This window comes from Sulfitobacter sp. SH24 (genome assembly GCF_965641895.1).
Lineage (GTDB): Bacteria > Pseudomonadota > Alphaproteobacteria > Rhodobacterales > Rhodobacteraceae > Sulfitobacter > Sulfitobacter dubius.
Genome location: NZ_OZ282575.1, coordinates 1214086 through 1229291, shown reverse-complemented (window position 1 = coordinate 1229291; position 15206 = coordinate 1214086). Strand labels below are relative to the sequence as shown.

The 15206-nt window shown below is 60.0% G+C and carries 10 protein-coding genes and 4 tRNA genes; 9 read left to right on the top strand and 5 right to left on the bottom strand.

Annotated elements, in window-relative coordinates; genetic code table 11:
• Positions 1-10: 10 nt before the first annotated feature.
• The 3 genes from ACSQ16_RS08645 to ACSQ16_RS08635 all read right to left on the bottom strand — a co-directional run bounded on the left by ACSQ16_RS08645 (position 11) and on the right by ACSQ16_RS08635 (position 6369).
• Positions 11-4171: a translocation/assembly module TamB domain-containing protein gene (locus ACSQ16_RS08645; RefSeq protein WP_243260935.1), complete on the bottom strand. Its 4161-nt coding sequence runs from the start codon at positions 4169-4171 to the stop codon at positions 11-13.
• Entirely contained in the window at positions 4171-5991 is a 1821-nt protein-coding gene (locus ACSQ16_RS08640) for an autotransporter assembly complex protein TamA (protein ID WP_243260936.1), read from the bottom strand. The genes ACSQ16_RS08645 and ACSQ16_RS08640 overlap by 1 nt, the downstream gene beginning before the upstream one ends.
• A gap of 292 nt (positions 5992-6283) precedes the next feature.
• Positions 6284-6369, bottom strand: a tRNA-Leu gene (locus ACSQ16_RS08635).
• Positions 6370-6644: 275 nt separating this feature from the next.
• Here ACSQ16_RS08635 and ACSQ16_RS08630 point away from each other — a divergent pair.
• The 6 genes from ACSQ16_RS08630 to ACSQ16_RS08605 all read left to right on the top strand — a co-directional run bounded on the left by ACSQ16_RS08630 (position 6645) and on the right by ACSQ16_RS08605 (position 10868).
• A complete protein-coding gene (locus tag ACSQ16_RS08630) occupies positions 6645-7352 on the top strand; it encodes a DsbA family oxidoreductase (protein WP_243260937.1) in 708 nt (235 codons plus the stop codon).
• Between the two features lie 45 nt (positions 7353-7397).
• Positions 7398-8078 carry a lipoyl(octanoyl) transferase LipB gene (gene lipB, locus ACSQ16_RS08625; protein ID WP_093925783.1) on the top strand — a complete coding sequence of 227 codons (681 nt, stop codon included), beginning with the start codon at positions 7398-7400 and terminating at the stop codon, positions 8076-8078.
• Positions 8079-8264: 186 nt separating this feature from the next.
• Entirely contained in the window at positions 8265-9938 is a 1674-nt protein-coding gene (gene ctaD, locus ACSQ16_RS08620; protein ID WP_093925782.1) for a cytochrome c oxidase subunit I, read from the top strand.
• A gap of 101 nt (positions 9939-10039) precedes the next feature.
• The gene (locus tag ACSQ16_RS08615) at positions 10040-10429 is read left to right on the top strand and encodes an MAPEG family protein (RefSeq protein ID WP_243260938.1); all 390 of its coding nucleotides are present in this window, start codon (positions 10040-10042) and stop codon (positions 10427-10429) included.
• A gap of 133 nt (positions 10430-10562) precedes the next feature.
• Positions 10563-10637: transfer RNA gene (locus ACSQ16_RS08610), tRNA-Gly, on the top strand.
• A gap of 156 nt (positions 10638-10793) precedes the next feature.
• Positions 10794-10868 (top strand) — tRNA-Gly (locus ACSQ16_RS08605).
• A gap of 251 nt (positions 10869-11119) precedes the next feature.
• Here the strand turns inward: ACSQ16_RS08605 and rlmB are convergent.
• A complete protein-coding gene (gene rlmB / locus ACSQ16_RS08600) occupies positions 11120-11896 on the bottom strand; it encodes a 23S rRNA (guanosine(2251)-2'-O)-methyltransferase RlmB (RefSeq protein WP_317406004.1) in 777 nt (258 codons plus the stop codon).
• A gap of 112 nt (positions 11897-12008) precedes the next feature.
• Here rlmB and ACSQ16_RS08595 point away from each other — a divergent pair.
• Positions 12009-12092: transfer RNA gene (locus ACSQ16_RS08595), tRNA-Tyr, on the top strand.
• A gap of 44 nt (positions 12093-12136) precedes the next feature.
• Here ACSQ16_RS08595 and ACSQ16_RS08590 read toward each other — a convergent pair.
• Positions 12137-12538, bottom strand: a complete 402-nt coding sequence (locus ACSQ16_RS08590) for a hypothetical protein (protein ID WP_243260940.1) — start codon at positions 12536-12538, stop codon at positions 12137-12139.
• A 265-nt stretch (positions 12539-12803) separates the two neighbouring features.
• Here ACSQ16_RS08590 and ACSQ16_RS08585 point away from each other — a divergent pair, with 265 nt between their 5' ends.
• Positions 12804-13808, top strand: a complete 1005-nt coding sequence (locus ACSQ16_RS08585; protein ID WP_243260941.1) for a hypothetical protein — start codon at positions 12804-12806, stop codon at positions 13806-13808.
• Positions 13809-13885: 77 nt separating this feature from the next.
• Complete coding sequence (locus ACSQ16_RS08580) at positions 13886-15178, top strand: O-acetylhomoserine aminocarboxypropyltransferase/cysteine synthase family protein (protein WP_093925778.1); 1293 nt, start codon at positions 13886-13888, stop codon at positions 15176-15178.
• Positions 15179-15206: the final 28 nt, after the last annotated feature.

Below are 15206 nucleotides of genomic sequence, written 5' to 3'. Positions count from 1 at the left end.
GCCCTCGTTCTTAATAATCCCGCTCAAAGAAAATCCCGATGCTGCTGTCGCCATCGGAGCCGAGCGTGCCCTTGGCCGTCAGGCTTTCGCTGATGTCGAGGTTGAGGGAGACCTCGCCGGTCCCGTCAGAGGCCGCCGTGACATCGGTATAGACATTGTCCGTCAGATATTTCCCCAACCGCAGCGCCGTGGCGCCATCGTCGGTGGTGGTCACATCAAGATCATCCAATCCAAAGCCTTCGCGCAGGTTGCCGATTATCCCGTCGCCCCCACGGCCTGCAAGGGTCGCCACGGCGCTGGCAAGTTGCAGCGCCTGAAAGGCCGAGATTTCCGAGATGTTACGCCCGAAAAGCAATTGCGACAGCACTTCATCCTGTGGCGCGGCGGGGGTTGATTCAAAGGTAACCTCCGGCTCATTCGCGGGGCCACTGACAATCACACGCACCTCTCCCGCCTCGGTATCGGTTGAGGTAACGAACCGGATGTAAGGAATGAAATCACCCTGAAACTGAACCGACCCCTCATCCAGCAAGAAACGTTTGCCCAAGATATCCAGCCGCCCCCGGATCAACTCAAACCGCCCGGCAGAGATAATGCGGTTGGTGGTGCCGCTGAGGTTCAACGCGCCGCCTAGTTCCGCATCCAGCCCGCGGCCACGCACAAAGATGCGGTTCGGCGCATTGATCTGCAGATTGAGCCCAAAACCAGCGCCAGAGGATGTCTCGGTCGGATCGTCACCCGCATTGGCGCCATCGAGCCCCGCCTTGCGGCGCGTCGCCAAAACATCGGCTGGCGCGTTGACCTGGGTGATCTGCGGGATGTCCCCGATCGAGGTCAACCCCGTCGCGGGCACCTGAATATTCGTCTCGCCCGCGTTGATCACACCGGTAATCTGCGCCCCGCCGCTCAGCGGGCCAGCGAGACGCAAATCCCCGTTCAACGTGGTGCTATAAAGGCTTGGGTCCGCATAGACGAGGTTGCGCACAGCGATGTTGATATCCGCGGGCAAGGCAGGCGTCAGGGTGACCGCTCCGGCCACGTTAAGCTGCCCGCCATCCACCGCTTGGCCTGTCACATTTAACTGTGCGCGGTTGTTACCAAGCTGAATGTCAGCGTCGATCCCCTTCAAGGCGACCCGCAGGTTCGGCGCAGTGAATGTCGCATTATTCGTAGAGATACGCCCGCTGACCGAAGACAACGCCGCTGGTCCATTGATCTGCAAATCAAATTGCGCCTGCCCTTGCAGGTTGCGCGGCGCGAGGAAGGGCCGCGACAGCCCAAGCGGAGCATTGCCTGCAATCTCAATGTTTAGCGAGCCATCGGCATTCACCAATCCAGCAACGCTGGCCTGCGTACCAGCAGGGCCGTTGGCATTGGTGTCGATCCGCCATGCCTCCCCCTCACGCCGGGCCGAGCCTGCGACACTGAGTGGGCCGTTCACTTGGTCGACCAGCGCGCCGATGTCGGGCACGTTCAACTGGAAGTCGACATCGGCGTTGGGGCCGGTCACCAGCCCTTCGACAGTTGCCTGCGCGCCGTAAGGGCCGCTTGCGCTGGCATCAAGCACAACACCTGCATCCGTCTTACGCGCCGTGCCATTGGCCGCGAAAGACCCTGAGACACTTGGCACCAATGGATTAACGTTCGGCACAGAGACGTCGAACTTCAGCGACACTTCTCCCGTCACCAGCCCCTCGACCATGGCACTACTGCCATATGGGCCGTTTGCATCTACATCCACGGCAATCCCGTCAGTTGTTTGACGGACATTGCCCTTGGCCGATAGCGGGCCGTTCACGCCGGGGGCAAGCGGGCTGACATCAGGCACGGAAAGATCGAAACTCAGCGCCATATCGGGGCCTGTTGCCAAACCTTCCACCGACACGCGACTGCCGTAAGGGCCACTCGCGATTGTGTCGACGACAAACCCCTGATCGGTTTGCTCCACCGTGCCGCTGGCCTCTACCCCGCCGTTAACCTGCGGGACGAGGGGCTGAATATCTGGAAGCGCCAGATCAAAGGCCACATCAACACGGGGCGAAACCAGCCCTCTGACAGACGCCTGCGCATTCAGCGGGCCACTGGCGTCTGTATTGATCTGCCAGCCTTGCGGCGTTTGGCGCAGATCGCCCTTGGCCCTGACCGGCCCGGTAATGTCCGCATCCGGCACAAAATCTTCGATTCGGGGGATATCAGCGGTAAAATCAATCTGCGCACTATCGCCCGTGGCCAAGCCCGAGACAGTTAGTACGGCGTCATAGGGGCCATCGGTCACAGCATCTACAACCCAACCGCGCGCCTCTTGCACCGCAGTTGCCTTAACTGAAACTGGACCTTCGTATTGTGGCAGCACCAGACCGATATCGGCCAATGCGAAATCGAGCGCGGCGCGGCTGTCTTCACTGCGCAGTTCGACATCGCCGGTCAACTCAAGTGCGTCATTCTTCAGATCAAGCTCGCGCAGGAAGGTACCGGTTTCATTACGTTTTGCCACCATGCTTAGGCTGGTACGCCCCGCCAAAACCGCATCAGCCTGTTCAATACCGATTTGCAGGTCATCCGTACCACCTGCAATTGCCAGATCAAACATACCGCCCAAGGGGGTCACGGTCCCATTCAGCGCAAGCGCCGTGGCACCAGAAATATCGCGGCCCGCAAGCGCGGAAAAGCGGCTGATATCCTTGGCTTCGAGGGTCATCTTCAACTGGGTCAACAGCCCGGCATCCACACCATCAATCGCCGCTTCACCGGTAAGACCGTAATCTTCGCCCGCAAGCGTCAGACCGTTGATCTCAATCGACTCTCCCTCGACAAAACGGATCTCGGCGCTGCCGGTGATCGCGTCACCAATGGCCGCTGAACTGGCCGGATCGGTCAGCGTCAGCCCCTCGGTGGCAAAGGTCACATCGCCAAGAAACTGCCCCAAGCTGCCCAGATCGCCCTCAAGGATCCCATCAAGGGCAAGTTTGGTTTCGGCAATTTGCACCGCGCCAGTGTCCAGCCCGGTAATGTCAAAGGCACTCTCAAACCGGTCCCCATCCGCGGCATCGTAGTCCACCCGCAGGGTCACGGCCTCAACCCGCGTGCCATCACCCGACACGGGCAACAACGTCGAGGTGCCATCGGGGTTGGCAATACGGCCGGAAATGTCGATCAGTGTCGGCCATTTCTCTTGGTTCAGCGTGACCTTACCCTCAAGATCAACGGAATTCGCCGCAAGGGTGAAGCTGCTGACATCAACAGCACCATTACTTTGCAACAGCGCATCCAGCGCCAGACGCACATCTTCGCCAAAAAATTCACGATAGCGCGGGGCCAGCAGTGCGGTGATGTCACCGCCGATGTCGGCCTGAATTCGACGGTCCGGTCCGTCGCCCGTACGCTCAGAGCTTTGCGCGCCTAGCGTCACCTGCCCTGCTAGACGTTCTTCGCCATCGGTGGCGATTGTCACATCGGTGGCGAAATCATCCAATGGCCCTGCGCCTTTAACCGACATCTGCACAGACGGTTGACCCGGCAGATTCAGCAGCTTGGAGGCGATGCCTTCGGGGTCTTCGGTAAGTTCCAACAGCAGATCAAGGACACTTTCCGTGCGGTCGAAATCAGCCTGAATGTTAAACTCACCCCGTGTGCCGTCCGTGCGGCGGGCCTGAAAATCGACGATACCGACCTGATCGGTCAGGCGTGCATTGGCCTTGACCGACAACTGCGCCGCCTCCCCCAAGATCGGCTCACCCAGGTTAATCTCATCCACGGAAAAGTCCGCAATTTCAATGGATACTGGCAGATCGGGCAGTGCGAAGGGTTTGGCTTCGGCTTCCGGCAGATCGACCTCATCACTGACAGGCAGGCGTTCAACATCCAACCGCCCGGCGGTCAATTGTTCGACCTCTAACCGACCGCGCAGCAGGGCCGATCGGTTCCAATCCAGCACCACGTCCTCCAGCGTCAGCCAGATGCCATCATCATCGGAAATGGTCATCCGATCAAAAGAAGCAGCCGAGCTGAGCGCCCCGGCAAAACCATCAATGCTGACCGTACGCCCAGCCCCGCTAAGCGCGTCCTGAATGGTGCGCGTCAAAAAGCCCTTGTCATCATCCTGCGCGAAAGCCGGAGAGAGACAGGCAAGGTAGACAAAGCTGGCGGTGAGAAATTGGAGAAACTGTCGCATTAAAACGCCTGCCCGATCCCGATATAGACTTGGAAATCTTCATCCACTTCCGGCCCCGACGTTGGCACCGCCACATCCAGCCGAATGGGGCCAATCCCCGTTGCATAGCGCAGGCCAAGCCCCGCACCGGAATGCCAAGTGCCCGATCCATCATAGAACTCTTCTGAACCGATATAGCCCGCGTCGGCAAAGCCCACGACGCCGATCTTCTCGGTCAGTTTAACACGTGCCTCGGCCGAAACGCCCGCGAAGCTGCGCCCGCCAACGGTGTCGCCACTGGCCAGATCAACACCCAGCGATTGATAGGGTTGCCCGCGCACGCTGCCGCCCCCACCAGAATAAAAGAGGTAATCCGCAGGCGCCTCTGACAGGTCTGGCCCGGCTACAGAACCCAGTTGACCACGGAAGGCTAAGGTGACCGGACGCTCAGTCCCAAAGGTCCGATAATAGCGCGCGTCGAAATAGGTTCGCAGCCCGCTTGCAGAGCCGGAGACAGCAACAAAGGGCATGATGCTGGCATCAATGTAATACCCTTCGGTCGCGTCTAACTCTTTGTCACGATAGTCAAATTCGGCGCCCAGCGGTAGGGTTAACAAGGTATAGTTATTGGTGCCAAACGCGTCTTCCGTTTCCGCCACGCGCAGACCAAGGCCCGCGGAATAGGTACGGTTTTCATTCGCGATCCGCTCGATCCCCGCTTCAAGGTCCAATTGGCGAGAGAAGTAATTCACCTCGTCCAACTGCTCCAACGTCGCCAGCGCATAGAAATTTGTATCTTCGTTGAAGGTCGCGGGCCGTTCAAAACGCGCCGAAAGCGTATAGTCTTCGCCCCCCGAGTTCCCGCCAATGCCTTCAATCTCTGCCGAAAGGCGCAGCCGTTCGGCCCCGCCCAACAGATTGCGATGCAGCCAAAAGGTGCTAAGCGTCAGCCCCTCAAGCGAAGACAGTTCCGCACCAAAGCCCAATCGGCGTTTGGGCGCTTCTGTGATCTGAGCAGTGATCGGCAGCGTGTTATTGGGGCCGATCCGATCGGCTTCGATCAATGCTACAGCGTCGAAAGCGCCAGTGCGGCGCAGACGTTCGGTCGCCAGGTCCAACTCTTCGGGAGAGAACACCTCCCCCTCCGGCAGGCCTGCAATTTCGAGCAAACGTTGGGTGCGGACATCTTCGTTTCCGGTCACGGTAAGCGCGCCAAAGCGCAGCTTTGGGCCGGGAGCGAGGCGCAGATCAGCGTCGATCAGACGCTCCCGATGTTTGGCGGTCAAATCCTGCTCGGCCAATTCGGCCTTGGCATGGCCCACGGCGCGCCACCCGCTGATCCCGGTGGAAACGGTCTCTTTCAGCACGCCGAGGCTTGCGGTTTCCCCGGTGGCAAAGCCGTCTGGCAATTCGGTCTCTGGCGCGACGGGGGCGATGCGGGTCAAGCCAAAGCGGAATTTCGGCCCCGGATCGACGGTGATTACCGCCCGATCAATTCGGCGCGGCGGCTGAACTGGCGGAATTGCCGAGGCATCAATGCCATCAAGCGTGATTTTCAGGGTCGGCCCAAAGTACCCATTGTCATAAAGAAGGGCCAAAAGCCTGCCGTAGTCGGCCTGTGCCGCTGCGACCAGTTCCTGCGGCGTAGCCGGTTCGGCATCTTCATCCTGATCCGTCTGCTCGGCCAACAGGGACCCACCGCGCAGCGTGGCATAAAGCTCTGAATCCTCAGCCACCCCTGTGAGTGCCAGCTCTGCGGCTTGCGCAGCAGCGCCCCCGCCAAGAAGTAGTCCAAGAACGAGATAAATCGCCGCCCCTTGAGTCTGCCCTTGATGCGCCACGCGCTACCCTCCTGCATCCCGTCGCCCCGGTTTCCGTGCCGGTTCTGCTCTGCCCGCCGCACACGGGCATTATTCTCTCACCTTTAAACGGCATCACCGCCTAGGCTGCAAACACTCTGGGGGTGCCTTGCCCGGATGTGAACAGCGTTTCCCATGCCCATTTGCCGTATTTACAGCAAAACAGGCAAAATACCGCGCAGCACAAGGATAGGCTGCGCGCCGATATAAGCGAGCCAAAGGAGCAAATTTTATCAGGATTTTTCCAACATCATTTTGCAAACGCAAAATAAGGTGGTGCGGTCGGAGAGACTCGAACTCTCACGGGTGTTACCCCACAGCGACCTCAACGCTGCGCGTCTACCATTCCGCCACGACCGCACGCCATGGTTGGTGGGCGGGGTTTAGCCAAAGACCAGAGGCTTGTGAAGAGGCAATCGGCAAATTTCTTCAGTCTTTTTCCGAACCGCTTATTTGGCCGTTTGGCACCCCTTACCCCCGCGCCGTTGGCGATAAGTTTCCCAGCACCTTCGGCCATCTCCCAGAAAACGCATCCCCATTCACAAATCCTTTAGGGCGCCGCAATCTCGTACCTCAACCGTTGAAACACCGCGCCCGGCAGGCCATTTGATAGGGCAAGCAAAAAGGATTTCATCATGCCCGCAGACGCCGCCGCCCCCGATCACGCCAACGCCCAAGCCAATCCAGCCGATGCTCCCACCGTGCAGATCGATATCGTGTCGGATGTCATGTGCCCATGGTGTATCGTTGGCTACAAGCAGCTAGAACAAGCGCTTGGTGCCGTGGGTGTCGGCGCTTACATCCGTTGGCATCCTTTCGAGCTGAACCCGCAGATGCCCGCCGAGGGTCAGAACATGGCCGAACATCTGGCCGAGAAATATGGCTCCACCCCCGCGCAATCCGTCGAGAATCGCAAGCGCCTCTCGGATATGGGCCGTGATCTGGGCTTCACTTTCAACTTTTCTGATGAAACTCGGATGCAAAACACATTTGCCGCGCATCAATTGCTGACATGGGCGCAGTCCAAGGGCTTGCAGCACCCGCTCAAAATGGCCCTTTTTGATGCGCACTTCACCCAAGGCCGCAATGTAAATGATACCGACGTGCTGGTGGATGTCGCCGCGCTCGTCGGTTTGGACCGCGACGAGGCCTTGGAGGTTCTGAACAGCGGCAGCTTGGGCGAACAAACCCGCGAAGCGCAGGAATTCTGGACCTCACGCGGCATTTCCGGTGTCCCCTCCATGGTATTTGAGGGCAAATACCTCGTCACCGGTGCGCAGGGCGCCGATAATTACGCGCAGATGCTGCGCAAGGTTCTCCAAGAGCGCGACTCGGCGGCCTAAGCGCCGCCTCTGGCGGTGCGGCACAGGTCTTGCTAAGGCATCCCCATGGTTGAATGGATTATCACCGACGGCTTGACTGATTACCGCACCGCCGAGGCGTGGATGGAGGCGCGCGCGAGCGCCATCGCGGCAGGCGAGGCCGAAGAATGTATCTGGCTGGTGGAGCATCCGCCGCTCTACACCGCTGGCACCTCGGCGCGGGCCGCAGACCTGACAGAGCCTGATCGCTTCCCCGTCTACCCCACCCGGCGCGGCGGGCAGTATACCTATCACGGGCCGGGGCAGCGCGTGGCCTATGTGATGCTGAACGTAGCCGCGCGAGGGCGAGATGTGCGCTGCTTTGTGCGCCAGCTTGAGAATTGGGTGATCGCCACCCTCGATCAATTCAACCTGCGCGGAGAGATTCGCCCCGGTCGCGTCGGTGTTTGGGTGCAACGGCCTGAAAAGCCCGCACAGGTGGATGGCAGCCCCGCCGAAGACAAGATCGCAGCGATTGGTATTAGGCTGCGCAAATGGGTTAGCTTCCATGGCATCAGTATCAACGTCGAGCCGGACCTCAGCCATTTTGGTGGGATCGTTCCCTGTGGTATTGCCGATCACGGGGTGACCTCACTGGTCGATCTTGGCCTGCCTGTTACAATGGATGATGTAGATCTCGCACTGCGTGCCACGTTCGATGATGTCTTTGCCCACGACCCGGCAGGCAGCTGCGATACCGCCCCCTGACCACGCGAACCTGCGCCTCAAACGGCCCCACAGCCCATTTTGGCCGCGACAACAACAGCACAAAAAATACCCTCCCTGCGACCATCGCGCCCATTGCCCCCGCGAAGCGAGCGCTCTAAAACGGGCGCGACTACGCATGCGCCGCCTATGGCGCCATGTGTCCAATTCATTTGCAGGAGGCACCGCATGGCAGACGCAGCCATTCACGGCCAAGATCACCACGACGACCGGGGGTTCTTTACCCGGTGGTTCATGTCCACCAACCACAAAGACATCGGTATTTTGTACCTGATTGTCTCGGCCTTCGTGGGTCTTATCTCGGTGGCATTCACCGTTTACATGCGCCTCGAGCTCATGGATCCCGGCGTTCAATACATGTGTATGGAAGGCGCGCGTTTCATCGCGGATAGTGCTGCGGCCTGTACGCCAAACGGTCATTTGTGGAACGTGCTGATCACCGGCCACGGCATCCTGATGATGTTCTTTGTTGTGATTCCTGCCCTGTTTGGGGGTTTCGGCAACTACTTCATGCCGCTGCAAATCGGCGCGCCGGACATGGCGTTCCCACGGATGAACAACCTCAGCTTCTGGCTCTATATCGCTGGTACGACACTGGCGGTCTGCTCGCTGCTTACACCGGGCGGCAACGGCCAATTGGGCTCTGGCGTGGGCTGGGTTCTCTACCCGCCGCTCTCGGTGCGCGAAGCAGGCATGTCGATGGACTTCGCGATCTTCGCGGTCCACGTCTCGGGTGCCTCGTCGATCCTCGGCGCGATTAACATGATCACCACGTTCCTGAACATGCGTGCCCCCGGTATGACCCTGTTCAAAGTGCCGCTGTTCGCATGGTCGATCTTCGTCACAAGCTGGCTGATCCTTCTGTCCCTGCCGGTTCTGGCGGGCGCGATCACCATGCTGCTGATGGACCGCAACTTCGGCTTTGCCTTCTTTGACCCCGCAGGCGGTGGTGACCCGATCCTTTACCAGCACATCCTGTGGTTCTTTGGTCACCCCGAAGTTTACATCATCATCTTGCCCGGCTTTGGCATCATCTCCCACGTGATTGCGACCTTCTCGCGCAAACCGGTCTTCGGCTACCTGCCGATGGTCTGGGCGATCATCGCGATTGGCGCTCTGGGCTTCGTCGTTTGGGCGCACCACATGTACACCGTGGGCATGACCCTGAACCAGCAGGCCTACTTCATGCTGGCCACCATGGTCATCGCGGTGCCGACAGGGGTGAAGGTGTTTAGCTGGATCGCCACCATGTGGGGCGGCTCGATCGAGTTCAAAACACCGATGCTTTGGGCCTTCGGCTTCCTGTTCCTCTTCACCGTCGGTGGCGTCACCGGCATCGTGCTGAGCCAAGCTGCCGTGGACCGCGCCTATCACGACACCTACTACGTCGTGGCACACTTCCACTACGTGATGTCGCTCGGTGCCGTCTTTGCCATCTTCGCGGGTATCTACTTCTACCTGCCCAAGATGACAGGCCGCATGTACCCCGAATGGGCAGGCAAACTGCACTTCTGGGCGATGTTCATCGGCGCCAACCTGACCTTCTTCCCCCAGCACTTCTTGGGCCGTCAGGGCATGCCACGCCGCTACATCGACTATCCTGAGGCCTTCGCCTACTGGAACCAATGGTCTTCGATCGGTGCCTTCCTCAGCTTCGCCTCCTTCCTGTTCTTCTTCGGGATCATGGCCTACACGCTGACACGCGGCGCCCGCTCCACCGCGAACAACCCGTGGAACGAGTTCGCGGACACGCTGGAATGGACCCTGCCCAGCCCGCCGCCCGAACACACGTTCGAGCAGCTTCCAAAACAGGAAGACTGGGACAAACAGCACAGCCACTAAGCGCTGCGTCACAATTTCAAAGGCCCCGCCACACGCGGGGCCTTTTCTTTTGCACCGCTGCACTGTCGCACTCGGCGAAAGCCCTAGACAAAGGTCACCCCATGCCTCTCACCCTCACCCCGATCTACGCAGCCCTTTGCGCGCTGGTCTTCCTCGGCCTCAGCTGGCATGTGATTGCCTACCGGCGCGCCAATCGCATCTCTCTCGGCGATACCGGAGACAAAGCGCTGCTCAAACGCATGCGCGCACAGGCGAATGCGGCAGAATACATGCCCATCGCGCTGATCTTGCTGGCGCTGACAGAAGCCAATGGCGCCCCCGCACTGGCTGTCCACGCCCTTGGCCTCGCGTTGCTGACGGGCCGCATCCTGCATCCTCTAGGCTTTTCCGCCACCCCGCAAAAATTCATCCTGCGTCAGGTCGGTATGGTTCTGACCCTCGCCATGATCGCCGTCTCGGCCCTCGGTTTACTGGTTCACGCCCTCTTCTAATTCATCCTTTTTCAAATACCCGCGGGGGTCCGGGGGCAGCGCCCCCGCCCTGCGCAAATTTTTCCGCCAAAAACCACATTTCCCTCTTGAAGCCCCCTGCCCCAATGGGTATTTCGCCCTCACCAGACGGTAAGCGGGCGTAGCTCAGGGGTAGAGCATAACCTTGCCAAGGTTAGGGTCGGGCGTTCGAATCGCCTCGCCCGCTCCATCTGGTCTTCACAGGGTCGCATCTTCGGATGCGGCCCTTTGTGTTTTTCAGGCCCGGGACGAATGCCCAAAAAATCGCATGCAACCGGCCAAGCCGCCGCATTTTACCTCTTGCAGCCCCCCGCGCGAATGGGTATTCCCCCCTCACCAACCGGATGCGGGCGTAGCTCAGGGGTAGAGCATAACCTTGCCAAGGTTAGGGTCGGGCGTTCGAATCGCCTCGCCCGCTCCAGGTTGATCCTACCACCCCGTAGGAAACGCAAAGCCGCCCCTCGGGGCGGCTTTTGTGTATCTTGCCCCCACATAAAAAAACGCCCCATGACGAACACGGGGCGTAAGGTACGGAACGAGGGACAGTAGGTGGCCGGCAGGCGTTCCGGGCCTGCGGTCACCTTTAAATTTAGGAACCCTTAGCCGGTTTCAAAGGGGCCGGGTCCTGCCGCCCCGCCTCCTGCCCGGTTTTGAGCCAGTTCTTGCCGATTCTCAGCCCCCCACTCGGCTGGCATATAGCGCAATCGCCGCGGCGTTAGAGACATTGAGTGACCCAAATCCGCCCGCCGCATCGATCCGCACCAGCGCATCCACGGTCTCGCGGGTCTTTTCACGCAGCCCCGGCCCCTCGGCCCCCAAGACAAGCGCCACAGGGCGGTCCCGGCGGCCTTCTACCGCGCCTTCGATGGTCTGCGTAGCCTCCCCATCCAGCCCCAACACCAGATACCCCATATCCTGCAGGGCGCGGATCGCATCGGCGAGGTTGCGCACCCGCAGATAGGGTTGGCGCTCCAGCGCGCCGCTGGCGGTCTTTGCCAGTGCGCCCGTCTCGGGCGCCGAGTGATGTTTCGTGCCTATCACCGCCGACGCCCCCAAAACTTCAGCCGAGCGGAGAATCGCGCCGACGTTGTGCGGATCGGTCACTCGGTCGAGCAGCAATAAGCGCGGTGCGGTATCGCCGATGGCTACATCCTCTAGCCGCCCCCAGTTCAGCGGCTTCACTTCCAGCACCGCACCCTGGTGAACGGAATTCGGATCAAGCGGCGGACGGAACTTGCGCGGATCGACGACCTGCGGCGTGATTCCCGCTTCCGCAATGGCATCTTCCAGCTTTGCTTGGGCATTCGGCGTGACCATCAACTGCAGTTTTTCGCGGTTGGGGTTCATCAACGCATCGCGCACCGCATGCAGGCCAAAAAGCCAAACTGTCTGCGCCGCGTCGGCCTTTTTGTCCTGCTCTTTTTGCACGACCCATTTGGGTTTCTTCATCTCTTTATCCTTTCGCACGATTTCCCCAAGATTTCTCGGGAATTCGCCTTGACGGTCCTTTGGGTCGCTTGTAATCACGCCCCCACGTCAGGTGCAATGCACAGGGCAAAGTGGGCGACAGGCCGCAAGGTGTGGCAGGGGACTGTAACTCCCTCGCGGAGACGCACGCCTGGTTCGATTCCAGGGTCGCCCACCACTTTACCCCCATCGTCGATAGCGTTGCCTCGCATTTCTGCTCCCTCACGGGATCAGCACGTCCCCCCGCGCAAAACCTGCAGCATCCATACCTAAATCGTCATAGATCAGCTGCACGCGAACCGATTGAACCGCCCCCGCCTCAAAGGTCAGATACGGTTGCGGATCATCATGAAGAATCGCGTTGGGGGTTGAGAGCGCCTCGTGGCAGGGCGGCATGGGCCAATCTCGAAACGGTGTGTCATTCACGGCGATGGCAATCGCCGCCAACCCGCAACGCCAACTCCAAAGATGGGTAACGTAGACGTAATCTTTCCCGTTATACTCTCGCACGGCAATCCAATTGCCCCTTGTAGCGTTCAGGATCGGCCTGACCTCTGTTGCAGTGGTAAAGCGCCCCGTGGGCGTTTGATCTTCGGCCACCAATCCCGTGGGCACGACATCCATATACAACCCCTGCGCCGGAGCGGCGGGTGGAGGATGGGGCGGCAGGTCGCGCCGGGGCTGCAGGGCTTGCTGGTGCTTCCGCCCTTAGAAGGACGCCGGGCCGACCTACCCCGTCCAATGGCGCGGCAGGCACCCCAATGCTGATTGCGACCACCGCGAAGAAGAAATCTAACATGCCACCCCCCAAAACACCGCGTAAATTGCCACCTTTTGCCGATAGAAGCTTGCCCCTATACTGTTCAAAACCATGAGGCCGCGCCCAAGTATGACACGCAATTCGCGTACCCCGCAAATTTTCAACGTCGTCATCGTGGCTCAGCAGGGGCGTCTGGCCTATGAGGCGCTGCTTTTCGCGGCCTCCCTGAGGCACTCCTGCCCCGACTTCAAAGGGCGTTTGTTGATAGCGGAGCCGCAGCCCGGCCCGCTTTGGGACGGCGACCCGCGCCTCGCCAATGACACTCTGCGCGATGCACTTATAGACCTCGGGGCAGAGTTCATCCCTTTCCAGAGCCAGCATTTCGGCAGCGCCTACCCCTATGGCAACAAAATCGAGATGCTCAGCGCCCTTCCTGCGGGCGAACCCTTTGTTTTCTTTGACACGGACACTTTGATCACCGGTGATCTTAACGACGTGCCTTTCGACTTTGACCGCCCCTCCGCCTCTTTGCGGCGCGAGGGGACATGGCCAGAGCCGCAGTTGTACGGGCCGGGCTATACCGGACTGTGGAAATCACTTTACGACAAGTTCGACCTCGACTTTGCAAGCAGCCTCGACCTGAGCCAGCCGGACGAATATTGGCGCCGTTATCTCTATTTTAACGCGGGCTTCTTCTACTACCGCTGCCCCCGCGAATTTGGGGAGCTTTTCTTGCGCTACGCGCTTGCGGTGCGTGACGACCCTCCGGTTGAGCTTTGCGCGCAGAGCTTTGACCCATGGCTCGACCAGATCGTGCTGCCGCTGGTGATCCACGCCCTCGGCGGCGGGCGTGACGCCCTCCCCTCTGGCCTGCTGGATGGGACGGTGTCCTGCCACTACCGTTTTCTGCCGCTACTCTACGCCCGTGAAAGCGACCGTGCCATTAAGGTGCTAGAGGCCGTAACCGCCCCCAACCGGATGAAAAAGCTGCTGAAAGAACGCGATGCGATCAAGCGGATGGTGTACCAAGGGCGCGGGGCCAAGGTGCGCGTGCTTTTTGATCAAGACAACCTGCCCCGGCGCGAGCAGGCGATCCGCAACCGGATCAAATCCAACGGCTTTTGGATGCGCTGAGGGCTGCGTCCCCCGTTGTCTGGATGGTTCTTTGCGCCTAGGCTGCGCGAAATCCATTTTTCTGAGAGGACAGACCAATGGCCGACAGCCCCAAACATCAATTTGATACGTTGCAGATTCACGCAGGCGCCACACCCGACCCGGCCACCGGTGCGCGGCAGACGCCGATTTACCAGACCACGGCCTATGTCTTTCGCGATGCCGACCACGCGGCGGCGCTCTTTAACCTCCAAGAGGTGGGTTACATCTATTCGCGCCTGACCAACCCCACCAATGCCGTTCTGCAAGAGCGGATTGCCACGCTCGAAGGCGGTGTCGGCGCTGTCTGCTGCTCATCGGGCCACGCGGCGCAGATCATGGCGCTGTTCCCGCTGATGGGACCGGGCAAGAATATCGTCGCCTCCACCCGTCTTTATGGCGGCACGGTCACGCAGTTCAGCCATACGATCAAGCGCTTTGGCTGGTCCTGCAAGTTTGTCGACTTCGACGATCCGCAGGCCGTGGCCGATGCCATCGACGATGACACCCGCGCGGTCTTTGGCGAAGCCATCGCCAACCCCGGCGGCTATATCATGGATGTACGTGCCATCGCCGACGTGGCCGATGCGGCGGGCATTCCGCTCATCATCGACAACACCAGCGCCACGCCCTACCTCTGCCGCCCGATTGAGCATGGGGCCACGCTGGTGGTGCATTCCACAACAAAATACCTCACCGGCAATGGCACCGTCATGGGCGGCTGCGTCGTGGATTCGGGCAAATTCGACTGGTCCGCGAATGACAAATTCCCCTCGCTCAGCCAGCCCGAGGAAGCCTATCACGGGATGAAGTTCCACGAGACTTTCGGCGCGATGGCCTTCACCTTCCACGGCATCGCCATCGGGCTGCGTGATCTGGGGATGACGATGAACCCACAGGCGGCGCATTACACGCTTATGGGGATCGAGACCCTGTCACTGCGGATGGATCGGCATGTGCAAAACGCGGTAAAGGTCGCCGAATGGCTCGAACAGGACGACCGCGTTGATTACGTCACCTATGCCGGGTTGAAATCCTCGCCCTATCACGAGCGGATGCAAAAGGTCTGCCCCAAAGGCGCGGGCGGACTTTTCACCTTTGCGGTTAAAGGCGGTTATGATGCCTGCGTGAAGCTGGTGAACAGCCTTGATATCTTTAGCCATGTGGCGAACCTGGGCGACACGCGCTCGCTGATCATCCACTCGGCCTCCACCACCCACCGCCAGCTCACAGAAGAGCAGCAGGAAGCGGCAGGCGCCGGACCCGGTGTTGTGCGAATTTCTATCGGGACAGAAGATGCCGACGATCTGATCGCCGATCTGGATCAAGCGCTGACAAAAGCAACCAGCTAAATCATCTCCCCCCGCCGATCACCTTGGC